The following is a 24,310-nucleotide window of genomic DNA, read 5'->3' as shown; positions in this document are numbered from 1 at the left end:
TTTCTTACGTCACATGCCGCCGCTGTCCTGGAGCAGCGCCATGCGCAGGCACTGGCAGACGATTTCGTCGCGCTGGTTCAGCAGACGGTGGGTGAAGGTGACGATGCCCGCGCCGGGGCGCGACTTGCTCGGCTTGAGGTCAGTCACTTCACTTTCGCAGCGCAGCGTGTCGCCGATGAAGACGGGTTTGGGCATGACCAGCTTGTCGTAACCCAGATTGGCGATCAGCGTGCCCAGCGTGGTATCGCCGACCGACAGGCCGATCATCAGTGCGAAGGTGAAGGTGCCGTTGACGAGGATCTGCCCGAACTCGCTGGCCTTCGCGAACTCGGCGTCCAGGTGCAGCGGCTGGGGATTATGGGTCATCGTCGTGAAGAGGAGATTGTCCGTCTCCGTCACGGTGCGGCGGATGTCATGGACGATATGATCGCCGATACTCCACTGGTCGAAAAATTTGCCCGCCATCAGGCTGTCTCTTCCTTCTCGATCTTCGCCAGCAGCACGCCTTCACTGACCTGCCCGCCCTCTTCGGCGTCGATTTCCGCCACGATGCCGTCGAACGGCGCGATCAGGCTATGCTCCATCTTCATCGCTTCCAGCGTCAGCAGCTTCTGACCCTTGGCGACCTTGTCCCCCGCCGCCACCGCGACGGCGATGATGCGGCCGGGCATGGGCGAAAGGATCGCACCGTCGGAGGCGGCGCCGGTGGCGGTGCCCGACGCCCGGATCGGTTCGATATGCCAGGTCTGGCCCTCCTCGCTCAGCCAGGAGGCGGTCGGCGGTTCCGCGGGACCGGCAAGCGGCTTCTGATCCACATAGTCGAAGATCGGCATGTGCGCGGACATGGTCTGGCCGTTGACCGAAAGCACAATATCCTGCCGACGCGGGGCGTTCAGCCGGAACCCCGCCAGCGCCTGCCGCCCATAATGTTGTGCGGCGTCAGAGAGGGCTTCGTCGGACGGCATGGCGGGCGGCATCAATGCGTCGCCGGCCCGCTCGATCAATCCGGTATCAACCGTTCCCGCGACGAAATCCGGATGATCCAGCAGGTTCATGAGGAAAGCCGCATTGGTCCGGACCGGCCATATCCTGCTGTCGTTGAGGGCGCGGACCAGATCCTCGCGCGCCCCTTCGCGATCGCTCCAATGGGCGATCATCTTGGCGATCATCGGGTCGTAGAAGGGCGAAATGGTCGCGCCCTGACAGACGCCCTTGTCGATACGCACGCTGCCGTCGAGTTCGAACTGCTCCAGCCTGCCGATCGAAGGCAGGAACCCCTTGGCGGGATCTTCCGCATAGAGGCGGGCCTCGATCGCATGGCCGTTGATGGACAGTTCATGCTGTTTCTTCGGCAGCTTTTCGCCCGACGCGACACGCAATTGCCATTCGACCAGATCCTGCCCGGTGATTTCCTCCGTCACCGGATGTTCGACCTGAAGCCGGGTGTTCATTTCCATGAACCAGACGCGATCGGGCTTTATATAGCCGGCGGACCCATCGGCGATGAACTCGATCGTGCCGGCGCCGACATAGTTGACCGCCTTGGCGGCGCGGACGGCGGCATCGCAGATGGCGGCGCGCGTGTGTTCGGTCATCCCCGGCGCGGGGGCTTCCTCGATTACCTTCTGGTGGCGGCGCTGGAGCGAGCAGTCACGTTCGAACAGGTGGACGACATTGCCATGGCTGTCACCGAACACCTGCACCTCGATATGGCGCGGGTTGGTGATCCATTTTTCGAGCAGCACATGGTCGTTGCCGAAACTGGATGCCGCCTCGCGCCGGCAGGAGAGGAGCGCATCGGCGAAGTCGGCGGGGCCGTCCACCTTGCGCATCCCCTTGCCGCCGCCGCCGGCCACCGCCTTGATAAGGACGGGATAGCCGATCGCATCGGCTTCCGCGGCGAGGCGCTCGGGGGACTGATCCTCGCCGAGATAGCCCGGCGTAGTGGGGACGCCGGCCGCCTGCATCAGCGCCTTGGCCGCGTCCTTCAGGCCCATGGCGGTGATGCTGGACGGGTTGGGACCGACCCAGATCAGCCCGGCGTCGATGACCGCCTGCGCGAACGCCGCGTTCTCGCTCAGGAACCCATAGCCGGGATGGATCGCCTCCGCCCCGGTGGCCTTGGCGGCGGCGATGATCTTCTCGCCGACAAGATAGGATTCGCGCGCGGGGGAAGGGCCGATATGCACGGCTTCATCGGCATCCCGGACATGGAGCGCATGGGCATCGGCGTCCGAATAGACGGCGATCGTGCGGATGCCCATGGCCCGCGCGGTGCGGATGATGCGGCAGGCGATTTCGCCGCGATTGGCGATGAGGAGAGAAGTGATCATCAGCCTTACATCCTGAAAATGCCGAACTGCGCCCGGTCTTCCACCGGCGCGTTCAGCGTGGCGGCGAAGGCGAGGCCAAGGACGTCGCGGGTCTGGGCAGGGTCGATGACCCCATCGTCCCACAGGCGCGCGGTGGCGTAATAGGGATTGCCTTCATGCTCATATTTCTGGCGGATCGGTGCCTTGAACGCCTCCGCCTCGTCCGGCGTCCATTTCGATGCGTCGCGGTGGACGGTGGCCAGCACGCTCGCCGCCTGCTCGCCGCCCATCACGCTGATCCGGGCATTGGGCCAGGTGAAGAGGAAGCGCGGCTGATAGGCTCTGCCGCACATGCCGTAATTGCCCGCGCCGAAGCTGCCGCCGATCAGCAGCGTGACCTTCGGCACCTGCGCGGTGGCGACGGCGGTGACGAGCTTTGCGCCATTCTTGGCGATCCCTTCCGCCTCATATTTGCCGCCCACCATGAAGCCGGAGATATTCTGGAGGAAGAGCAGGGGAATGCGCCGCTGGCAGGCCAGTTCGATGAAATGCGCGCCTTTCAGGGCGCTTTCGCTGAACAGGACGCCGTTATTGGCCAGGATCGCCACCGGCATCCCCCAGATATGGGCGAAGCCGCAGACGAGCGTGGTGCCGTAGAGCGGCTTGAACTCATGAAACTCGCTGCCGTCGACGATCCGCGCGATGACTTCGCGCACATCATAGGGTGCGCGGACATCGTCGGGGATGATGCCGTAGAGATCGGCGGCGTCGAACCTGGGCGGGCGCGGATCACGCAGGTTGAGATCGGGCCTGCGATCAGGCTGGAGCGTCGAGACGATGTCGCGCACGATGGTCAGTGCATGGTCGTCATTTTCCGCGACATGGTCGACCACGCCCGACTTGCGGCCGTGGAGATCGCCGCCGCCCAGATCCTCGGCGCTGATCACCTCGCCCGTGGCCGCCTGCACCAGCGGCGGGCCGGCGAGGAAGATCGTGCCCTGATTGCGGACGATCACCGTCTCGTCGGACATGGCGGGGACATAGGCGCCGCCCGCGGTGCAACTGCCCATGACGCAGGCGATCTGGGGGATGCCACGCGCGCTGAGATTCGCCTGATTGTAGAAGATGCGGCCGAAATGGTCGCGGTCGGGGAAAACCTCCGCCTGGTTGGGCAGGTTCGCGCCGCCGCTGTCGACCAGATAGATGCAGGGCAGGCGGTTTTCGAGCGCGATTTCCTGCGCGCGCAAATGCTTCTTGACGCTGAGCGGATAATAAGTGCCGCCCTTCACCGTGGCGTCGTTGCAGGCGATCATCACCTGCCGGCCGGAGACGCGGCCGATACCGGCGATGATGCCCGCGCCCGGCACCTCATCATGATACAGGCCATTGGCGGCGAGTTGGCCGATTTCCAGAAAAGGGGAGCCGGGATCGAGCAGTCGTTCCACCCGATCGCGGGGGAGCAGCTTGCCGCGCGCGACATGCTTGTCGCGGGCGGCGTGCGATCCTCCCTGCGCCGCGGCGTCGACCTTCGCGCGCAATTCCTCCGCCAGCGCGCGATTATGCGCGGCATTGGCGCGGAAGCTCTCACTGTCGGGCGACAGCTTCGTGTCGAGGACGGGGGCACTCATGCGCCGATCAACTCGCGGCCGATCAGCATCCGGCGGATCTCGTTGGTGCCCGCGCCGATGTCGAGCAGCTTGGCGTCGCGCATATAGCGTTCGACCGGCCAGTCCTTGGTATAGCCCGCACCGCCCAGCGCCTGCACGGCTTCCAGCGCGACTTTCATCGCATTCTCGCTGGCGAGCAGGATCGCACCGGCCGCGTCGAAGCGGGTCGTCTTGCCGGCGTCGCAGGCGCGGGCGACGGCATAGACATAGGCGCGGGCCGAATTGAGCGCGACATACATGTCGGCGACCTTGGCCTGCATCAGCTGGAACGCGCCGATCGGCTTGCCGAACTGCTGGCGTTCGCGGACATAGGGGATGACGGTGTCGAGGCAGGCCTGCATGATGCCGAGCTGGATACCCGCCAGCACGGTGCGCTCATAGTCGAGACCCGACATCAGCACGCCCGCGCCGCCATTGAGCGGCCCCATGATATTTTCCTCCGGCACTTCGCAATCGTCAAAGACCAGTTCGGCGGTCGGGGAACCGCGCATCCCGACCTTGTCGATCTTCTGGCCGATGGACAAGCCCATCATGTCCTTTTCGATCAGGAAGGTGGTGATGCCCTTCGATCCTTCCCCGGTCTTGGCGTAGATGACCAGCGTGTCGGCATAAGTGGCGTTGGTGATCCAATATTTGGTGCCGTTCAGGATGTAACGGTCGCCCTGCTTTTCCGCCCTCAGCTTCATCGAGATGACATCGGAACCGGCGCCCGCCTCCGACATGGCGAGGCTGCCGACATGCTCGCCGGAGATGAGCTTGGGCAGGTAGCGGGCCTTCTGCTCCGCATTGCCCCAACGGCGGATCTGGTTGACGCACAGGTTGGAGTGGGCGCCATAGGACAGGCCAATCGAGGCGGAGGCGCGGGCGACCTCCTCCTGCGCGACGACATGCTCCAGATAGCCGAGGCCGAGGCCGCCAAACTCTTCCTCCACGGTGATGCCGTGCAGGCCCAGCGCGCCCATTTCGGGCCAGAGGTCGCGGGGAAACCAGTCCTTCGCATCGATCTCCGCCGCCAGTGGCGCGATCCGGTCGGCGGCGAAGCGGGCCGTGCTCTCCCGGATCATGTCCGCCGTTTCGCCCAGGGCGAAGTCGAAATTGCTCATGGCTCTCTCCTTTGCCCGTCAGGCTAGCGCAGCCGCGACTCAAATCAAAATTGAAAGATTTTCGGGTCTGTTATAGATGGCATCTATGATAGAACGCTATCAGCTCCGTTATTTCCTGGCCGTGGTGGATCAGGGCAATTTCTCCCGCGCGGCCGCCCATTGCAATGTCGCGCAGCCGACCCTGTCGGTGGGCATCGCCAAGCTGGAACGCGCATTGGGCGGACCTTTATTCCTTCGCTCGGGCCATCGGGTCGAACTGACCCAGGCGGGATCGCGGCTGCTGGCCCATGCGCGACGGATCGAGGGCGAGTTCAACCTGGCGCAGCAGGCGATGGCGGGCACGGGGCAGGGGCCGCTGACGCGCATGGGGGTGTTGAAAAGCCTGCCCGGCGCGACCATCGCGGCGATCGCGCGGGAAGCGCGGCTGCTCGATCCGGCGGCGCGGCTGGAACTGGTCGAGGGGACGGAGCGGGAACTGCTCGGCCATGTCGCGCGAGGGCGGGTCGATTGCGCGCTGACCCTGGTGGAACGGGGCAGCGACCGCTTTCTGGAGGAGCCGCTCAGGCAGGAAGGCTATGCGCTGGCGGTGCCGATCGATCATCCGGCGGCGGGGCAGGCGTCGGTCGCGGCCGAAACGCTGAACGAGGATGTGATGATCGTGCGGCGCCATTGCGAAGCGCTGTCGGACACCAGCCGCTTCTTCACCGAGCGCGGCGTGCGGCCGCATTTCGCCTATCGGTCGGTCAATGACGAACGGGTGATGCAGATGGTCGCGGCGGGGGTGGGGATCACGCTGATGCCCGACATCTATCAGGCGCCGGATGTCGCTCGACCGAAACTGGCGGGGTTCGACCTGCGGCGGACGATCGGCCTCATCTATGCCGCGACGGCCGAGGCGATGGCGGCATCGCCGCCCGCGATCGTGACGGCGGCGCGCAGGGTGCTGTCGGACCGGCCCTGAAAAAAGGGTGCCGCCGGATCGGCGTGCAGTCCGATCCGGCGGCTGGGGAGACCGGCCTCAAAGGCCGGATTCAGGAAGTTACTTGCCAGAGGCCACCAGCCGCATCGCCGCACCGCCGCCCGGCGCCAGCCACAGGTCGTAGTGGTCGCCCTTGCGCACGGTGCGGGTTTCATAGGCGATCTTGTGGCGCGCGTCGGTCAGATAGGTCGCGCCCTCGCCATCCTTATAGATGGTGGCGATGTAGCTCTTGCCCGGTTCCAGATAATCGAAGGCGAGTGTCACCGTCCGCGCGGTCGCGTCATTGACGCCGCCCGCATACCAATTCTCGCTATTGCGATCCTTGCGCGCGAAGATGGCATAGTCGCCGACTTCGCCCGCGATCAGATGGCTTTCGCTCCAGTCGGCCGGCACCTTGGTGATGAAGTCCAGTTCCTTCGGATATTTCGCCAGCGTCTCGACAAAGTCCGCCGCCATCTGGATCGGCGAATAGAGGGCGAGATAGAGGCCGAGCTGCTTGGCCAGAGTCGAGGCGAGCGGCGCATGGTCCGCGCCCTCCAGGCTCAGCACGCCCGGCGTGAAGTCCATCGGGCCGGACAGCATCCGCGTATAGACCAGGGTCGGTTCATGGTCCGGTCCGTTGGCGAAGGCGCCCCAGGCATTATATTCCATGCCGCGCGCGCCTTCACGTCCGACCCAGTTCGGGTAAGTGCGGCGCAGGCCGGTGTCCTTGATCGGCTCATGGGCATTGACCGCGACATGATATCGGGCCGCTGTTTCCACGACGCGCAGGTGATGCTGCGCCATGCGCTGCCCGTCATGATATTCCATGCGCGTCTCGCCCGGCCGATCGCCCGGCGCGATGATGCCGCCGGCGTCGGCGACATAGCCGGTCTTGACCACATCGACGCCAAGGCCGCCATAGAGCTTCATCGCATCGTCCAACTGCGCCTCATAATTGGCGATATTGCCGCCGGTTTCATGATGGCCGATCAGGTGGACGCCCTTCTTCCTCGCATAGGCGGCGAGGCCCGGCAGGTCGAAGTCGGGGGTCGCCTCCGTATAGCTGAATTCGTCGCCATGGCCGAACCAGTCGCCGTTCCAGCCCTTGTCCCAGCCTTCGACCAGCACGCCACGGAAGCCATGCTTGGCGGCGAAGTCGATATATTGCTTCGTGCGGATAGTGGTGGCGCCATGTTTCGGCCCTTCGGCCCATGTCCAGTCGCCGCGGATCATGCCCCACCAGATGCCGACATATTTGGCGGGCTTGAACCAGCTGACATCACCCAGCCTGTTGGGTTCGTTGAGGTTGAGTTCCAGATCATTCTCGACCAGCCCGGCCGCGCTGTCGGCGATGCGGATGGAACGCCAGGGCGTGTTGAAAGGCAGGTCGCGGATCACCCGCGCGCCCTGCGACGAGGGAGAGAGGGTAGTGCGGAAGGTCTGGCCCGAGGCGCGCTTCAGCCAATAGGCCGAATAGTCGACCAGAGCGGCTTCGTGGAAGCTCAGATGCGTGCCGTCGTCCAGCCGCATGGTGATGGGCGTGTGCGCGGTCGAAACGGCGTCGATCGGCGTCTTTTGATATACCTGTTCATAACGGTTCCATTCGCCGCCCGGAATCCACCAGGCCGTCCCCTTGGGCGCGATGTCGAACTCGGTTGTCTCATCGGCGATCTTCATCGTCTTGAGGCCGGGTTGCTCCGGCAGTTCGTAGCGGAAGCCGAACCCGTCGTCGAACAGGCGGAAATGCACGTTCATCAGCCGCGCGCCCTGCACGTCCGACTGGCGGAAGCGCACCGTCACCTCATTATAGCGGTCGGTGACGAAGCGGCGCTCGCCCCAGGGCTGTTCCCAGCGGTCATTGCCCTGGCCCTTGTCCGACCCGGCAATCGCAAAGCCGCGCACCATGTTGAGGCCGTCGGTCAGGATGAAGCCCAGCTTGGACGGCGCAATCAGCAGCTTGCCCTTGCGCGAGAGCGACCAGGTGGGCCGGCTGTCATTGTCGGTCGAGACGGTGAGGACGATCGAACCATCGGGCGAGGCGGCCGTCACGGAGGGGCGGGCTTCCTGCGCGAGGGCCGGAGTCATGAGGATGAACGGCAGGGCCAGCGCGCAGGCGCGCAGCATCGGACGGGGCATGGTCTAACTCCTTATTCTTCGATCATCAGCGCGCCGAAGGGCGGCAGGGTGCCCGGCGCGGCGCCATTGACGGCGCTGAGCACCTTGTTGGTCGGCGCGATTTCTTCGGGCCATGCGGCCGGTTCCCCGGACAGGTTGAACAGGCAGAGCAGCGACTGGCCGTCGGCCTTGCGGCGGAAGAGCAGGCGTTGCTCGTCCGCGACCAATATCTCCAGATTGCCATGACGCAGCGCCGGATGGGCCTTGCGCAGCGCCAGCATCGCGCGGGTGTGATGGAGCAGGGAAGCGGCGTCCGCCTCCTGCGCGTCGACCGCGCGGGCGAGATTGTCGTCGCCGACCGGCAGCCATGGTTCGGCGTCGGAAAAGCCCGCCTGCGCCGCATTTGCTGTCCACGGCAAGGGCGTGCGCGCGCCGTCGCGCGACAGGGTCAGCGGCCAGTTGGCGATCGCTTCGGGGTCTTGCAACCGTTCGAAGGGGATATCGACCTGGGTGATGCCCAGTTCCTCGCCCTGATAGAGGATGGCGTTGCCGCGCAGCGCGACCAGCAGCATCGCCTTCAGCCGTCCGAAGGCGAGGCGATCGTCGGGCGCGCACCAGCGCGACAGCGCGCGCGGGGCGTCATGATTTTCGAACGCCCAACTCGGCCAGCCAAGGCCCGGCTCGTCGGGCCAGCGCTCGATCGTTTCGGCGACCAGCGCGGGCGTCAGCTTGTCAGCATAGAGGAAGTTGAAGCCATAGGCGCTGTTGAGATGGCTCTCGCCCGCCGTATAGGCCTTCATCTCCTTTTCGGAGAGGTCGCCGCCGACTTCGGCCACGGTGAAGATCGCGCCATATTCGTCGCACAGCGAACGAATGCGTTTGATGAAGTCGACCACGCCGGGGTGCGACTGGCTGTACTTCTTGATCTGATAGTCGAAGGATCGGGTGCGCGGCTTGCCGGTGTCGGGCGCGGGCGGATTGTCGCGCAGCAGTGGATCGTGCATCGAATGGTTGAGCGCGTCGAGGCGGAAGCCGTCGACGCCACGATCCAGCCAGAAGCGCATCGCGTCCAGCAGCGCGTCCTGAACTTGCGGATTGTGGAGGTTGAGCTGCGGCTGGCTGCTCAGAAACTGGTGCATATAATATTGGCGGCGGCGGCCGTCCCAGGTCCAGGCCGGGCCGCCGAAGACCGACTGCCAGTTGTTGGGCGGGGTACCGTCTTCTCTGGGATCGACCCAGACGAACCAGTCGGCCTTGTCGCCGGTGCGACTGGCGCGGCTCTGCGCAAACCAGTCGTGCAGGTCGGACGTATGGGCGTAGACCTGATCGATCGTGACCTTGAGGCCAAGGTCATGCGCGCGGGCGACCAGCGCGTCGAAATCGGCGAGCGTGCCGAAGATCGGATCGACATCGCAATAATCGGCAATGTCATAGCCAAAGTCGCGCATCGGGGAGGTGAAGAAGGGCGAAATCCAGATGGCGTCGGCACCCAGCCTTGCAACATGGTCCAGTCGCTGGGTGATGCCGTTGAGGTCGCCGATGCCGTCGCCATTGCTGTCCTGAAAGCTGCGCGGATAGATCTGGTAGATTACCGCGCCTTTCCACCAGGGGAGGTCGGCTGAGGTCGTGGCGGCAGTCGGTTCAGAGGTCATCGCGTCTTCCATCAGGGTTTGGCGGCGCAGACGGCATAGCCGAAGGCGGGGAGGGAGAGGGCAAGGCTTCCCGGCGCTTGCGGCGCGGCCGGGCAGGCGCCGGCCAGCGACGTGAAGCCGCCGCTTGCCGGATCGACCGCGACATTGCCCGAAAAAGGCGTTGCGGACGTATTGAACGCGATCAGTATCTCGCGGCCCGTATCGGGATCGATGCGGGAAACGGCGAAGAGGCCGGGCTTGTCCGAACTGGCGCGCAGGATCGTCGCGCCGCGCGACAAGGCGGGGGTGGCGCGGCGGACCTTCGCGAGCTTCGCGATTGCGCGATAGAGCGGGTGGTCAGTGCTGAAATTATCGGTCGCCGTGGTCGCCTGCGTGCCGACCAGCCGGTCCGCATTATATTCGGCCACCTTGGACGCGAACATATCCTGCCGTGCCTGCTGGTCGTTGCCGGTGCCGGCGAAGCCCTGTTCGTCGCCATAATAGAGGGTCGGCACGCCGCGCAGCGTCAGCAGCATCGCATGACCCAACAGGACGCGCGCCAGTTCCTCGTCCGCGCTCATGTCGGGTTTGGCCTGACGCAGGAAATAAGCGAAGCGGCCGGCGTCATGATTGCCAAGGAAGGTCGGCAGTTGCAGCGCCGCTGCCTTGCCGCCTTCGTAAAGAACATCATCATCGCCAAGGCGCGCGAGCATGTCGGTGCCGGTCTTGCCGCTGGCCGCGTCGACGGCGGCGCGCATGAAGGCGAAATCGAGCACGGCGGGGAAGGCGGCGTTGTGGGTCCAGCTGGCGAGCAGCGCCGGGTCATAGTCGCCGGTCGCCACCTCGCCGAAGATATGGAAATTGGGAATGCCCTTCGCCGCCGCATGGGCGCGGATGGCGGGGATGAAGGCGCGCCAGAATTCAGCGTTCACATGGCGGGCGGTGTCGATGCGATAACCGTCGATGCCGAAGCGGTCGATCCAGCCCTTATAGATGTCGATGAAGCCCGCGACCACACGCGGGTCTTCGGTGGCGAGATCGTCGAGGCCGACAAAATCGCCATATTGCGAACTCTCGCCCTTCCAGTCGGTGTCGCCCCGGTTGTGATAATAGAGGGGATCGTTGAGCCAGGCGGGGGTTTTGGCCTTTTCCTCGCCCTTGGGCACGACCGGCGTGTAGGCAAAGGACGGATCGGCCAGTTTCGCCCAGTTGGCGGCGCTGCCGTCATGGTCGCCGGAGAAGCCATCGTTGATCGGCTTGCCCGATGCACCGCCCCGGCGCGACCAGGGATAGTCGGCCTTGCTGCGATAGGGCGCCGCGCTGGTCGGGCTTTCCTTATACCGTATTACATCGGCCGTATGATTGGCGATGATGTCCATATAGACTTTCAGCCCACGCGCATGGGCGGCGTCGACCAGCGCCTTGAAATCCGCGTCGGTGCCGAAATGGGGATCGACCTTGGTGAAGTCCGTCACCCAATAGCCGTGATAGCCGGCGCTTTCCTGCCCCTTGGCGTCCTGCACCGGCTTGTTCTTGAAGATGGGCGCGAGCCAGATGGCGGTCGCGCCGAGGCCCTGAATATAGTCCAGCTTCGCCGTCAGCCCCTTGAGGTCGCCGCCATGAAAGAAGGCGCGCGAGGTCGGATCATAGCCGGTCTGGAGCGGGCCGCCCTTGAGGCCCCCCCGGTCGTTCGTCGGATCGCCATTGGCGAAGCGATCGGGCAGGACGAAATAGACGATCTCCTGTTCGGGTGTGCGGGCGCGCAGGTCGGACAGCGTGTCCGCGCGTGCTGTCATGGTGCCCATCAAGGCCGCAGCCATCCCGGCGGCCGTCACGAGAAAGTTCGTGGCCGTTCGACCCATGAGGGGCATCCCTTTGCTTGAACCCGTGAGGGCCCTGCGGCTGAGAGGCCGCCGGGCCACTCTACACATCAGAAGCGGTAGTTGAAGCCCGCCATGAAGCGGCGGCCATAGGTCTGGTAGTTGCGGATCTGGATCGACGCGCCGGGGTCCACCGACACGAACGGCTCGTCGGTCAGATTCTGGCCCTGGAGGAAGACCGACAGGCCGTGGAGCGCGCTGCCTTCCTGGAAATCATAGCCGATCTGCCCGTCGACGATGGTTTCGCTGAGCGCCCGGCGCAACTCCCGCTCGCCGCCGAAGCCCACGAACTGGCCGACGAAGGCGGAACGGTAGCGGACCGAACCGCGCGCCGAGAAGCCCCATTTTTCGAAGAAGAGCGTCCCGTTGGCGACCCAGCGCGAATAGTCGGGCAGGTCTTCGGACGAGGCGCTGGCACCCGGCTTGATGCTGGTCTTGGTATAGCCAAGGCCGCCGGTCAGGCCGAACCCTTCCAGAGCGGGTGTCACCACCTCGAACGGCACTGTGCCCGCGATCTCGAAGCCATAGAGCTTGCCGCCCTGGCCGTTGAGCGGCCTGGTGATGGTGCCGTTGAAGTCGGTCACGCCCGGCGGCAGGGTGATGGGCAGGCCGGTATAGTCGAACGGCACGGTTTCCCGATACACATAGCTTTCCAGCTTCTTGTAGAAGAGCTGGAGGCCGAGATAGCCCTTGGTGCCGAAATATTTCTCGAAATTGAGGTCCGCCGCCCAGGCGCGATAGGGGCGCAGCGTCGGCGTGCCGCCGGTGCCGGTGATGACCCCGCTGGCGGTGTTATAGCCATAGTCGAGGCTGACTTTCATATCCTCGAACCGGGGGCGCTGGATTTCGCGCGCGCCCGACAGGCGGATGACGAAGTCGCTGGGGAAGCGCAGCGACAGATTGGCGCTGGGCATCACGTCCCAATAATTGGCGCCGCGCGTGGTCGGCACCAGATCGGCGGCGGCGAGGTTGATGAAACCGCGCGACTTCTGCTCGGTATTCTGGGCGAGCACGCCGATATTGCCGGTCAGTTCGGCCGATCCGACCGACTGCTTGATATTCGCCATCAGATAGGCGGACATGACGCGCTCCGTCACCGAATAGGCCTTGGCCGGCACGTCCTTGCTGGGGTTCAAAACCTTCTGGTAGACGCCATCCTCCAGCAGCTTGAACGGATCGTAGCTCAGGATCGGGCCGAGGCCGATGAAGCCGAGATCGGTCGGGTCCATGCGATATTGTTCCGGCAGGACCAGCGATGTCGCACCGTTCGCCAGATTGAGCACATATTCTTCGGGCGTCTTCGACTTGGTGCGGTCGGTATAGCCAAGGCCCACCGTGACCTTCGACAGGAAGCTGCCCTCATTCTCCTTGCCGAACTCGATCTGGTAGCTCTTGATCTCGTCGTCGATGATGCGGTTATTGTAATAGCCTTCCTGATGGCCGAGCGGCGCGCCCGCGCCCCAGCCGAGCGGATCGGTCAGCACCATCAGATTGGGGTCGCTATAGTCCAGCAGATGGCTGGTGAAATGCGTGCCCTTGCGGTCGCTGACGAAATCCAGCGTGTCGGTGGCGCCGTTGCCCGCGCCCGGCCCGGTGCCGGCGTTGGATTCGAGCGAGAGTTCGTTGCGGTCGGTGCGCGAATAGCCGAAGTCGAAGCTGGCCGACCAGCCGTCGTCGCCGGTATATTTGGCGTTGAAGCCGCCCGAGAAGATGGTCGACTTGCGCTCATAGCCATGGTTGTTCACCACGGCCTCGACATTGGTGAAGGTGCCGCTGTTGATGAAATTGCCGTCGGTCGTCTCGCTGCCGACGACGGGCACGGCGCTGCTCCAGAACAGCGGGACTTCGACGCCGCGCTTGATCTGCTTGTCCTTGAAATCGCCGTAGAAGCCGTCGAAGGTCAGCATCAGCGTGTCGGTGGCCTGCACCTGCACGCTGCCCTGGACGCCCAGGCGCTTGAGCTGCGTCGACACGCCGAAGGGCTTCACGCCGCCGATCACCTTGCGGCCGTCGCTGGTGTCGGCATAGCCCCAGGCCTCGAACTCCTTCGACTGATAGGGTTCGTCGCTATAGGCGACCGACAGGGCGACGCCGATCCGGTCGCCGGCGAACTGGTCGACATAGGTGCCGGTCAGGCGATAGCCCTTGTCCTTGCTGTCGGCATTGACCTTGCCCAGGTCGGTATAGACGCCGCGCGCGCCCACGGCGATCATCTGCTTGCCATAATCGAGCGGGCGGATGGTGCGGATGTCGACGGTGCCGACCAGACCCTGGTGGATCAGGTTGGCCTGCGGCGTCTTGTAGACGTCGACGCGGTTGACGACTTCGGCGGGATATTGGTCGAACTCGACATTGCGCTGTTCGCCGGTCGAGGTCTGCGGACGGCCGTTCAGCGTGGTCGAGGACAGGTCGGCGCTGGCACCGCGGATCGCGATCGAATTGGCGCGGCCGAACAGGCGCTGCGACGTCAGGCCCGGCAGGCGGGCGATGGATTCGCCGATCGATGCGTCGGGCAGCTTGCCGATATCCTCGGCCGACACCGATTCCACGATCGTCTGGGCGTTCTTCTTGACGTTGACGGCGCTTTGCAACGCGGCGCGGAAGCCGGTGACGACGATCGTGTCGTTGGCGTCGCCCTGCGGCGCAGCGGCATCCGCCTGGGGAGCGCCCTGCGCATCCTGCGCCATGGCCGATGTCGCGCCGGTCGCCGCGACGATGGCAAAGATGGAAGCGCCCAACATGCGGGCGCGGTCGAACTGGTTGGCCACTTATCCTCTCCCCTGAGACACCGGACGGACCCTCTGTGCCGGTGCGAAATCTTCTGTCGCGGGCGTGGTCGTGCAGCGCCACTTTCCCGCGGTGACGGCGTTCTTACGCTGCGTTCGATCGAGGCGACCAGAAGGCATACGTATACGCATATTATGCAGGCTGTCGGGCTGTGACCGGAATGCAACGGGCGAACCGGCGCGAAAGGACGCAATTGCGTTGTTTTCGCTGGGCTTCTACCATGGCTGCGGCGCAGACATCGCGCGGGAGACACAGATGGGCCGCCAGCGCAGCAGCAAGCCGACCAGCTTCGACATAGCCTATCTGGCGGGGGTGTCGCAGCCGACGGTCAGCCGCGCGCTGCGCGGATCACGCTCGGTGAGTCTCGCCACGCGCCAGCGGATCGAGGCGATCGCGCGGGAACTCAATTATTCGGTCGACAAGAACGCCTCCTCGCTCCGTTCGCAGCGGTCTAACACGATTGCGCTGCTCTTTTTCGAAGACCCGACGCCCGACGAATCCAACATCAACCCCTTCTTCCTGTCGATGCTGGGATCGATCACCCGCCAATGCGCGGCGCGGGGGCTGGACCTGCTGATCTCCTTTCAGAAGATGGAGGATGACTGGCATGTTCGCTACCAGGACAGCCATCGCGCCGACGGCCTGATCCTGCTCGGCTATGGTGACTATACGCTCTACAAGAGCCGGCTGGACCAACTGGTGGGCCAAGGCACACATTTCGTGCGCTGGGGATCGGTGGGCGACGCCAATATCGGCGCGACCGTGGGGTCGGACAATGTCGGCGCGGGGCGGCTGGCGGGCGAACATCTGCTGGCTTTGGGACGGTGTCGGATCGCTTTCCTCGGACATGCCGACGAACATTATCCCGAGTTCGCCGATCGTTATCGTGGATTGTGCGAGGCGATGGCGGGACAGGGGATCGCGCCCGACCCGGCGCTGCAGGTGGACGCGCTGACCGCCGAGGATGCGGGCCATGCCGCCGCCCGGACCTTGATCGCGCGTGGCCCGGCGTTCGACGCGATCTTCGCCGCTAGCGACCTGATCGCCATCGGCGCGATGCGCGCGCTGGCCGAGGCGGGACTGACGGTGCCGCAGGATGTGGCGATCGTCGGTTTCGACGATATTCCCGCCGCCAGCCTGACCAGCCCGCCGCTCACCACGGTCATGCAGGACATGAAGGGCGCGGGTGAGTTGCTGGTCGGCACGGTGCTGGCCCAGGTGGAGGACCGGCCGCTGCCGCCGAACATGCTGCCGGCGCGGCTGGTGGTGCGGCGGAGCAGCGGGGGGTGACGGGAAGGGTGGTTAAGCGATTGACGGCTTTTCATTCTCCCCTCCCCTTCAGGGGAGGGGCCGGGGGTGGGGGCTATCCCACCAGCGCTGCTTTATGAGGCACGCCCCCACCCCAACCCTTAAAACGAGGCACGTGGCTCGTTTGAACCTGAAGGGGAGGGGCTATGAAGGTCCGCTCTTGGTCGCTTGTCGCCATTTACCCTCGACCGTCATCCTGACGAAAGTCAGGATCCATTCGGCGCTACGTTCGACGTCGAGAGGAAGGGCTGGATGGATCCCGGGTCAAATCCGGGGTGACAGTTGAGGAAATGACGGCTTTGGAGCGCAGTTGCCGCGCGAACGACGGCAAATAATGGCCGCGCGCAGAATCCTGGCAACCGAACACCGGTTAACCATTGCCTGCGGTGGTATCGTCATGCCCGCCATTCCGATGTCATTTCGTCGATGTCGAACGGGCGCACCATCATCAGCAGGCCGCTCCATTGCCGCTCTTCCAGATGAGCAGCCTGTTCCTGCTCCCCGATCATGTGAATGTCGTCGCGCAAGGCCTCGAACAGGGCCTGGACGCGGGCGCGTCCGTTTGCGCTCATCGGCACCATGTCCGACACATAGAGGGCATCGGCCGATCCGAAGTCCATCGACATGAAGAGCGGCTTTATCGTCCGTTCGAACGCGATCGAGAGGGGACCGCCCTGCCGCCAGCGGACCGACCGCCGGACCTTCGGGCGGATGCGCCCGCGCGGCGGGCTGTCGATCAGGCCCAGCCGCTTCAGCCGGTCGAGATGGCTGTCCAGCCGTTCCGCGGGCAATCCGAACTCCCGTTCGATATCGCGCCGCTGGGCGCCGTGGAGCAGCGCGAAAAAGACCAGCGCCAGCGCGCGGTCGGCCGCCAGGATTCGCTCCTGCGCCAGGGTGAAACGCTCCTGCCGCTCGTCGTCGCCGCGCCCCAGCAGATCGCGCAGATCGATGTCGGCGATGGCGCAGATCGCGTCCAGCCGGTCGAGCGTCAGCCCGTCGCCGCGCAGCCATCGCCAGACGGTGGGTTCGGCGACGTCCAGTTGCTCGGCAAGATGGCTGACGCGCAGGCCGCGCGCTTTGAGTTCCCGCCTCAGTTCGGAGAGGATGGTGGCTATCCCCGGCCGGCGCGTCTTGGTCAATTTCCCCATCCTATCGGTAAAAGATGTGATCCTATCATATAGGGATAGAAAAAAGGACAAGCAGATTGTCAGCGGCCTTTCACGCCGTCATCGTTCCGGCGAACGACAAGGGCGAGCGATGCGCCTCGCCGGGGAGAAAGAGGATGGCGAAGACGGCGGACTATAATCTGGGCGCATTCACCTTTCCGCGCGGCTGGCTGATGGTGGCGCGCGCCAGCGATGTGACCGGCGCGCTGACCGCCATCAGGATGTTCGGCCGCGATCTGGTCCTCTATCGCGGTGCGTCGGGACGCATCGTGTTGCTGGACGCCTATTGCCCGCACATGCAGGCGCATCTGGCCGCCGACCAGACATCGGGTGCCGCCGCGCACCGGATCGAAGGGGATTCCATCCGCTGTCCCTATCATAGCTGGCGCTTCGGACCCGACGGACGCTGCGATCATATCCCCTATTTCGAAGGGGCCATTCCCGCGGCCGCCAAAGTGCGGGCCTATCCGGTCGAGGAAGCGTTCGGCTGCATCTTCGCCTGGCATGATCCCGAAGGCGAGGCGCCCGATCATGCGCTGCCCGACTTGCCCGAATGGGCGGATACCGGGTGGGTTCGCGGCGATTATGACGATCTGGGAACGCTGCCGGTCCATCCGCAGGAAATAATCGACAATCTGGTCGACACGCGCCATTTCGGGCCGATCCACGGACAGAAGCTTGCCTATTTCGACTCCGTCTTCGATGGCGTGACCGGCAGGCAATTGTCCGGCGGCGGGCATGAGACGATGACCAGCAAGGACGGCATATTGGACGTCGATGCCTTCTACACCGGTCCCGGCATCCTCATCGCCCGCTTTTCCGGCGAGACGGACGCGGTGCAGATCATCTGCCACACGCCCAAAGAGGATGGGGTGACGCAGGTCTGGCACGGCATCATCACGCGCGCGCGCAACACCCCGCCCACGGCCGACGACATCGAACTGCGCGACCAATATCATGGCGCGGGTCTGGCTGCATTCTCGCAGGATTTCGCGATCTGGAAGACCAAGGCCCCGGCCTTTGCGATATTGCGCCTGCCGACCGACGGTCCCTTTCATCGCAACCGGGCTTGGTACCGGCAATTCTACAATCCGCGTGCGAAAGCGGCGGACTATCAGGCGCGCGCCCATGGCGTGCACCATACGAACGGCATAGCTGGGGCGCCCGGGCTGGTCGACGCGGCCGGATGACATCGGATAATCGCAAAGGAAGGATGAGAATGAGCAGGGCATTTCCCGAAGGCGCCGTCGCGGTGTTCGGCGGCAGCGGCGGCATCGGCAAGGGCGTCGCGCTGGAGTTCGCGAAGGCCGGCACCGACGTCGCGATCTTCTATCGCTCCAAGCAGGCGGTGGCGGAGGCCGTTGCCGACGAGATCCGCGCGCTGGGTCGCAAGGCGAGTATCCACCGGGCGGACGCCCGCAGCTATGACGAACTGGAATCCGGCTTTGCGGGCGCGGTGGAAGCGCATGGGCGCGTCCACAGCATCGTCTGGGGCGCAGGACCGATCGTCGCGCAGGTTCCGATCGCCGACTGGACGCTTGACCAGTTTCGCGCGTCCATGGAGATCGAGGCATTCGGTTTCTATCATGCCGCCCGCATCGCCATCCCGCATTTCCGCGCGAAAGGTGGCGGGTCTTTCGTGCATCTGGGATCGGGGGGGCATGACTGGTGGCCGCATCTCGACGGGCTGTCGGTCGCGCCCAAGGCGTGCAACGAATCCCTCGTCAAGGGCATCGCCAAGGAAGAAGGCGTGCATGAGATCCGCGCCAACTCGGTGCTGGTCGGCGTGATCGACGCGGGCCAGTTCAAGGTCGGCCAGGCAGAAGGCTATTTTGACGAAAATTGGGAGCGCGAGGTCAAAAAGCTGCTGCCGATCAAGCGCTGGGGCAAGGCGGAGGATATCGGCAAGGCCGCCGTGTTCCTGGCGTCCGACGACGCCAATTATGTCACCGGGCAGACGATTTCGGTCGCCGGCGGCTTCGGCGTCTGACTTGCGGAAAAGGGGGCGGATAGGCCGTCCCCGTCGGAATATGATGAGCTATTTTGTCATGGCCTTTGAGCTAATTCGGCGTTCCAGCCAGGGCTGAAATGGGAGAAAGAGGGAGGGCAATCATAAGGGAATGAGAGGATGGGCGACACGGAAAGCCTGCTGGCGCGGATCGACCGGCTGGAATCGCTGGATGCGATCCGCCAGTTGCCGGCCAAATATGCGCTGGCGCTCGATATGCGCGATTCCGATGCCTGGGTGAACCTGTTCCCGCTGGATGTCCGTGTGGGCGGCGGCAAGACCGGGCGCAAGGCGCTGCGCGACTGGTTCGACGAAACCCATTCGATGCAGTTCGACGGCACGTCGCACCATATCGGCGGTCACATCATCGATTTCGACGATCCCGATCATGCGCAGGGCATCGTCTATTCCAAGAATGAGCATGAAAGCGGCGCGGACTGGGTCATCATGCAGATGATGTATTTCGACCAGTATGAGCGCATCGAGGGACGCTGGTATTTCCGTCGCCGCCTGCCGCTCTACTGGTATGCGACCGACCTCAACAGGCCGCCGATCGGCGATCGCAAGATGCGCTGGCCCGGTGTGCCGCCCTATCATGGCAGCTTCCACGATCTGTTTCCCAGCTGGAAACGCTATTGGGACCGGCAGGGTCAGCCGCATGACGGACCGGTCGAGCCGCCCGCGCCGCTGGAGACATTCATCGAAACGATGCGCCGTGGCGCGCCCTTGCCGCGCCCGCGCGTGCGGAGCTGAGCGCCATGGCTGACATTTTCTCGCCGATCAGGCTCGGCGACATTCCCCTGTCCAACCGCATCGTCATGGCGCCGATGACCCGCGACCGGGCGGGGCCGGGGGATGTGCCGACCGACATCATGGTCGATTATTATCGCCAGCGCGCCGGGGCTGGCCTGATCGTGACGGAAGGAACGCAGCCTTCGCCCACGGGCAAGGGCTATTGGCGCACCCCCGGCATTCACAGCGATGCGCAGGTGGCCGGCTGGCGCCGGGTCGCGGATGCGGTGCATGATGCGGGCGGCCGGATCGTGATGCAGATCATGCATGTCGGTCGTGCCGCGGTGCAGGCCAACAAGGATGCCGATGCGGACACCGTCGCGCCCTCCGCCATTCCCTGCCCGGACAGGATAGCGGGGCCGGACGGGGTGCCGGTCGACACCGTTTTGCCGCGCGCGCTGACGACCGACGAGATTGTCCAGGTCGTTGTCGAATATGTGGCGGCCGCGCGCAATGCGATGGCGGCGGGAATGGACGGGGTAGAGCTGCATTGTGCCAGCGGCTATCTGCCGATGCAGTTCCTTTCCTCCAACAGTAACCGGCGCACCGACCGCTATGGCGGGTCGGTGGAAAATCGCATCCGTTTCGTCGTCGAACTGCTGGAGGCGCTGGCGGCCGCGATCGGACCGGGGCGCGTGGGCTTTCGCATCTGTCCCGGCGTCACCTTCAACGGCATGGACGATGCAGACCCGCACGAAACCTATGCCGCTTTGCTGAAGGCGGTGGACGGTCTGGGCCTTGCTTATTGCCACCTGATCCATATTCCGCTCGACGGGCGGGATGCGCTGGATCTCGTGCGCGAAAACTGGCGTGGCGCGGTCATCGAAAATAACGGACTGACGCTGGACAAGGCGCGGACCGTGCTGGCGGAAGGGAAGGCGGAGGCTGTGTCCTTCGGCTATCTCTTCATCGCCAATCCCGACCTGCCGGATCGCTTCCGGCGCGGCACGGCGCTGGCCAGGGGCGATCGCGCCCATTTCTATACCGGCGCAGGCGACGACCGCAGAGGCTATACCGACTATCCGGCGCTGGAAGCCTGAGCCGGACGACCGCAATCCCAGGAAGGAGAGACAGATGGGCCAATTGCTCGAAGGGCGCACTGCGCTCGTCACCGGCGGCGGGCAGGGTGTGGGGCAGGGCATCGCCCGTGCGCTGGCCCAGGCCGGCGCGCATGTCGCCATCGCCCAGCGCAAGGCGGATCAGGGCGAAGAAGAAGCGCGTCATCTGCGCAATACCTATGGCGTCGACGCCGTCTTCCTCCAGACCGACGTGACGCAGCGCGCGGATGTGGAGGCGATGGTCGAGGCCGCGCATGACCGGTTCGGTCGGCTCGACATATTGGTCAACAATGCCGGGGGCAGTTTCCCCAAGCGCATCGAAAAGCATAGTGACGCGGACATGGAAGGGGCCTTCGCGCTCAACTATTATGCGGTCTTCCGGGCGATGAAGGCGGCCTTCCCGATCATGAAGGCGCAGGGCTATGGCCGCGTCATCAACCTGGGGTCGCTGAACGGCGTCAATGCGCATATGTTCACCGTCGCCTATAATGCCAGCAAGGAAGCGATGCGCGCGCTGACCCGGACGGCGGCGGTCGAATGGGGGCCGTTCGGCATCACCTGCAATATCATCTGCCCTTCCGCCACCAGCCCGCAGGCGCAGGATTATTTCGCCGCCAATCCGGCCATGGCGGACGCGATCCTGCAACAGGTGCCGGCGGGGCGCTTCGGCGATGCAGAGGCGGATATCGGCCCCATAGCTCTGTTCCTGGCGAGCGAGGGCGGCGGCTACATGACCGGCAATACCCTCTTCGCCGATGGCGGTGGCCATATCAATGGCGTCGCCTGGCGGCCCGAAGTGGAGGATTGATCGCATGGAGAGGCTGAAGGGAAAACGTGCGGTCGTGACCGGCGGCGCGCAGGGGATCGGCGCCGCCATCGCGCGGCGGCTGGCGGCGGAGGGGGCGACAGTCGCGGTGCTGGATCTCGACGCGGCGGCGGCGGGATCGGTGCTGCCCGCGCCGCATGTCGGCATCGCCGGCGATGTGCGGGACAGCGCGTCTGTCGATGCGGCTTTTGCGCAGGTGACGGCTGCGCTGGGCGGTGTCGATGTGCTGGTCAACAATGCCGGGCGCGGCAGCGCGCCGGGCGACGGCATGGCCGAATATTATGCCGCCCAGGCACGACAGGCGGCTGGTGAAGAGGTTTTCATCGACCAGACGATCCATTGTTCGGATGAAGGCTGGGCGGGGGTGATGGCGGTGACGCTCGATGGCGCCTTCCGGTGCAGCCGCGCGGCGGTGCGTCTGATGGCCGGGCAGGGCGGGGGCGGCGCGATCGTCAACATCGCCTCCACGTCCGGGGTGAAGGGCGACGGCCCGGTGCCCTATTGCGCGGCCAAGGCGGCGGTGCTGGGCATGACGCGGGCGATGGCGCGCGAACTGGCCGGGCGCGGCATCCGCGTCAATGCGGTCAATCCCGGCGCCACCGAAACGCCAATCTACGCCACTCTGCCATCCGAACTGAAGGATGCGATCGCGGCCGACAGCCTGATGCGGCGACTGGCCCATCCCGATGAAATTGCAGGCGCGGTGGCCTTTCTGGCGGGCGATGACGGCAGCTTTGCCACCGGCAGCATCGTCACGGTGAACGGCGGCGCCTGGTTCGCCTGAGCCTACATCAAAAGGGAGGCGGCCCAAGGCCGCCTCCGGTGCATTAAAGTGGGTAGTGGTCAGCAGCGGTCATCCGGCGGGCATGACGCGGCGCCAGAGATCGTCAAAGGCATGGGCATCGAAGAAGGCGTTGGCCTCGACGACGCGGCCGCCCTTCATGCGAAAGAACCAGGCGTAGCTGTTGGCATAGGCTTGACCGTCGCGAGCGGTGCCGCGTGCGTCGAACAGGATGATGACGCGATCGCCCTCGGCCGTGATGCTGCGCACTGCCGGCTTGATCCCGACCGACATCCGTGCGTTGAACGGGCGGATGACATCGCGGAGGAAATCCTCCTTGGTCGGATAGGTCTTCGAGACGGCGGAATGACCCTCGATCGTCCAGCTGGCCTCGTCAGCGAGCAGTTCGAACGGGGTGCCGGTTCCGGCTTTCCACGCATCGAACCTGGCTGCGACCGCCGCCTTATTCTCTGCCGAGGTCTGCGCTTGTGCGCGGGGCGTGAGGGTGAGGATACCGATGCCGGTGGCGATCAGGCCAAGCGCGGCGTGCGCAACGAAGCGCGGCAGGAAACGGATGTTGCTGGTCATGATGAATCTCCGAAATCGTGGGAGCGGCGATGGCTGGTCGCCGCTCCGATGGGGCGTTAGATTTGCGCAGTCCAGGCGGCGGCCTGCGCGTCCTTCAACATATCCTCGACGAATTGCGGGCAGACGTTGCGGACCTTGCCGGTATCGGCGGGAACGATCCTGATCATGCGGTCGATCATCTCCTGCGGATCGAGATGACCTTGCGGAGACGCCAGCAGCGCGTCGAACGTGGCGCGCAACTCATCACGCTTGGTGAAGTTCTTCGCGTCGTCGAGCCAGCGGAAGGCGGTGTCCGCCATCGTCTCGTTATAGCCGGTCAGATATGCGCCGGGGTTGATCGTCTGGACCTTGATTCCGAAGGCGGCGACTTCCTGCGCGATCGCCTCGGCAACGGATTCCAGCGCGTGCTTGGTCGAGACATACGTGCCCCAGCCCGCCGGGGTGAACAGACCACCCATTGACGAGGTGAAGACGATTTTCGCCTTCTTGCCCTGGGCGACCCATTTCTTGATGAAGCCCTGTGTCAGTTCGAGCGGCTTGAAGACGTTGATCTCATAATTTTTGCGGAACAGGTCGAGCGGGATTTCGCTGACCGGGCCGCTCTCGCCATAGCCGGCATTGTTCCACAGCACGTCGATGTCGAAGCTCTGCGCAAAGGCGACGTCATAGGGGTCGGTGAGGTCGAGTTTCTCGACACGGATATTGTCGAGGCCGAGACTGGCGACCTTGGTGCGCAGCGCGGCCACCTGGGGGCTGATCTGCGTGGTGGCGATGATGGAGTGGCCGGCCTGTGCCAAGCCGATCGCGGCGGCTTCGGCGAAACCCGATCCGGCTCCGGTGATGAGGATGGTCTTGGTCATCTTGAGAATCCTTTCATGCAATGTGGATGGTGGTCGATCGAACTGACTCAGCCGTTGAGCGCGGCGATTGCGGCCTCGGCGATCGCGAAATCCTGGGAGGGGGCGCCGCCCGAGACGCCGACCGCGCCGATCAGCGTGCCGTCGGAGGCTTCGAGCGGAAGGCCGCCTGCGAAGGGCATCAGGCCGCCATTGCTGGCCTCCAGATTATGTGCCGGCGCACCGGGCTGGCAATAATCCCACACGGCTTCGCTGCTCATGGCGAACAGCGCGGCGGTGCGGGCCTTGCCACAAGCGATGTCGATCGAGCCGAGCACCGCGCCGTCCATCCGGACGAAGCCCTTGAGGTGAATTCCGGCATCGAGCACTGCGATATTGGCCGCGACGCCCATGATGGTGGCTTGGTTCATGGCAGCGGCGATCACGCGGGCGGCCTGATCGGTGGTCATACTGTCTGCGATTCTTGCCAT

At 64.7% G+C, this 24,310-nt stretch carries 20 protein-coding genes; 8 read left to right on the top strand and 12 right to left on the bottom strand.

Going from position 1 to position 24,310, the window contains the following annotated elements:
- Window positions 1–9: 9 nt before the first annotated feature.
- The 4 genes from AC58EF_RS13345 to AC58EF_RS13330 are packed head-to-tail and all read right to left on the bottom strand — an operon-like array spanning window position 10 to window position 5,082.
- Window positions 10–465: a MaoC family dehydratase gene (locus AC58EF_RS13345; protein ID WP_497276830.1), complete on the bottom strand. Its 456-nt coding sequence runs from the start codon at window positions 463–465 to the stop codon at window positions 10–12.
- Window positions 465–2,333 (bottom strand): acetyl/propionyl/methylcrotonyl-CoA carboxylase subunit alpha, encoded by a 1,869-nt coding sequence (locus AC58EF_RS13340; protein WP_497276829.1) that lies wholly within the window; start codon window positions 2,331–2,333, stop codon window positions 465–467. Before AC58EF_RS13340 ends, AC58EF_RS13345 begins: the two co-directional genes overlap by 1 nt.
- Before the next feature lie 5 nt (window positions 2,334–2,338).
- On the bottom strand, window positions 2,339–3,940 hold the full coding sequence (locus AC58EF_RS13335) for a carboxyl transferase domain-containing protein (RefSeq protein WP_497276828.1): 1,602 nt from the start codon (window positions 3,938–3,940) through the stop codon (window positions 2,339–2,341).
- Entirely contained in the window at window positions 3,937–5,082 is a 1,146-nt protein-coding gene (locus tag AC58EF_RS13330; RefSeq protein WP_497276827.1) for an isovaleryl-CoA dehydrogenase, read from the bottom strand. The genes AC58EF_RS13335 and AC58EF_RS13330 overlap by 4 nt, the downstream gene beginning before the upstream one ends.
- Before the next feature lie 85 nt (window positions 5,083–5,167).
- Here AC58EF_RS13330 and AC58EF_RS13325 point away from each other — a divergent pair, with 85 nt between their 5' ends.
- Complete coding sequence (locus tag AC58EF_RS13325; RefSeq protein WP_497276960.1) at window positions 5,168–6,043, top strand: LysR family transcriptional regulator; 876 nt, start codon at window positions 5,168–5,170, stop codon at window positions 6,041–6,043.
- A gap of 78 nt (window positions 6,044–6,121) precedes the next feature.
- Here the strand turns inward: AC58EF_RS13325 and AC58EF_RS13320 are convergent, their stop codons facing one another.
- The 4 genes from AC58EF_RS13320 to AC58EF_RS13305 form a co-directional block, all read right to left on the bottom strand.
- Entirely contained in the window at window positions 6,122–8,179 is a 2,058-nt protein-coding gene (locus AC58EF_RS13320) for a glycoside hydrolase family 97 protein (protein ID WP_497276826.1), read from the bottom strand.
- A gap of 11 nt (window positions 8,180–8,190) precedes the next feature.
- Window positions 8,191–9,810: an alpha-amylase family glycosyl hydrolase gene (locus tag AC58EF_RS13315; protein ID WP_497276825.1), complete on the bottom strand. Its 1,620-nt coding sequence runs from the start codon at window positions 9,808–9,810 to the stop codon at window positions 8,191–8,193.
- Window positions 9,811–9,821: 11 nt separating this feature from the next.
- Window positions 9,822–11,594 (bottom strand): alpha-amylase family glycosyl hydrolase, encoded by a 1,773-nt coding sequence (locus AC58EF_RS13310; RefSeq protein ID WP_497276959.1) that lies wholly within the window; start codon window positions 11,592–11,594, stop codon window positions 9,822–9,824.
- Window positions 11,595–11,719: 125 nt separating this feature from the next.
- Complete coding sequence (locus tag AC58EF_RS13305; protein ID WP_497276824.1) at window positions 11,720–14,437, bottom strand: TonB-dependent receptor; 2,718 nt, start codon at window positions 14,435–14,437, stop codon at window positions 11,720–11,722.
- A gap of 274 nt (window positions 14,438–14,711) precedes the next feature.
- Between AC58EF_RS13305 and AC58EF_RS13300 the strand changes: the two genes are divergently transcribed.
- On the top strand, window positions 14,712–15,746 hold the full coding sequence (locus AC58EF_RS13300) for a LacI family DNA-binding transcriptional regulator (protein ID WP_497276823.1): 1,035 nt from the start codon (window positions 14,712–14,714) through the stop codon (window positions 15,744–15,746).
- Window positions 15,747–16,159: 413 nt separating this feature from the next.
- Here AC58EF_RS13300 and AC58EF_RS13295 read toward each other — a convergent pair whose 3' ends face one another.
- On the bottom strand, window positions 16,160–16,903 hold the full coding sequence (locus AC58EF_RS13295) for a helix-turn-helix domain-containing protein (protein WP_497276822.1): 744 nt from the start codon (window positions 16,901–16,903) through the stop codon (window positions 16,160–16,162).
- A gap of 143 nt (window positions 16,904–17,046) precedes the next feature.
- Here AC58EF_RS13295 and AC58EF_RS13290 point away from each other — a divergent pair, with 143 nt between their 5' ends.
- The 6 genes from AC58EF_RS13290 (at window position 17,047) to AC58EF_RS13265 (ending at window position 22,398) form a co-directional block, all read left to right on the top strand.
- The gene (locus AC58EF_RS13290; RefSeq protein WP_497276821.1) at window positions 17,047–18,120 is read left to right on the top strand and encodes a Rieske 2Fe-2S domain-containing protein; all 1,074 of its coding nucleotides are present in this window, start codon (window positions 17,047–17,049) and stop codon (window positions 18,118–18,120) included.
- A 29-nt stretch (window positions 18,121–18,149) separates the two neighbouring features.
- A complete protein-coding gene (locus AC58EF_RS13285) occupies window positions 18,150–18,920 on the top strand; it encodes an SDR family NAD(P)-dependent oxidoreductase (RefSeq protein ID WP_497276820.1) in 771 nt (256 codons plus the stop codon).
- Window positions 18,921–19,058: 138 nt separating this feature from the next.
- Window positions 19,059–19,691: a nuclear transport factor 2 family protein gene (locus AC58EF_RS13280; RefSeq protein ID WP_497276819.1), complete on the top strand. Its 633-nt coding sequence runs from the start codon at window positions 19,059–19,061 to the stop codon at window positions 19,689–19,691.
- A 5-nt stretch (window positions 19,692–19,696) separates the two neighbouring features.
- Window positions 19,697–20,770, top strand: coding sequence for an alkene reductase (locus tag AC58EF_RS13275; protein ID WP_497276818.1), 1,074 nt, complete (start codon window positions 19,697–19,699; stop codon window positions 20,768–20,770).
- A gap of 34 nt (window positions 20,771–20,804) precedes the next feature.
- Window positions 20,805–21,596, top strand: a complete 792-nt coding sequence (locus AC58EF_RS13270; protein ID WP_497276816.1) for an SDR family NAD(P)-dependent oxidoreductase — start codon at window positions 20,805–20,807, stop codon at window positions 21,594–21,596.
- Window positions 21,597–21,600: 4 nt separating this feature from the next.
- The gene (locus AC58EF_RS13265; protein ID WP_497276815.1) at window positions 21,601–22,398 is read left to right on the top strand and encodes an SDR family NAD(P)-dependent oxidoreductase; all 798 of its coding nucleotides are present in this window, start codon (window positions 21,601–21,603) and stop codon (window positions 22,396–22,398) included.
- A gap of 69 nt (window positions 22,399–22,467) precedes the next feature.
- On the opposite strand, the gene AC58EF_RS13260 is transcribed toward AC58EF_RS13265, so the two are convergent.
- From AC58EF_RS13260 to AC58EF_RS13250, 3 genes are read right to left on the bottom strand one after another with little or no spacing between them, the layout of a single operon-like run.
- Window positions 22,468–22,983 (bottom strand): nuclear transport factor 2 family protein, encoded by a 516-nt coding sequence (locus AC58EF_RS13260; RefSeq protein WP_497276814.1) that lies wholly within the window; start codon window positions 22,981–22,983, stop codon window positions 22,468–22,470.
- A 56-nt stretch (window positions 22,984–23,039) separates the two neighbouring features.
- Window positions 23,040–23,843 (bottom strand): SDR family oxidoreductase, encoded by an 804-nt coding sequence (locus tag AC58EF_RS13255; RefSeq protein WP_497276813.1) that lies wholly within the window; start codon window positions 23,841–23,843, stop codon window positions 23,040–23,042.
- A 47-nt stretch (window positions 23,844–23,890) separates the two neighbouring features.
- Complete coding sequence (locus AC58EF_RS13250; RefSeq protein WP_497276812.1) at window positions 23,891–24,310, bottom strand: GlcG/HbpS family heme-binding protein; 420 nt, start codon at window positions 24,308–24,310, stop codon at window positions 23,891–23,893.

Source organism: Sphingobium sp. WR1 (assembly GCF_059693745.1).
This window is presented reverse-complemented; position numbering and strand designations above follow the sequence as displayed.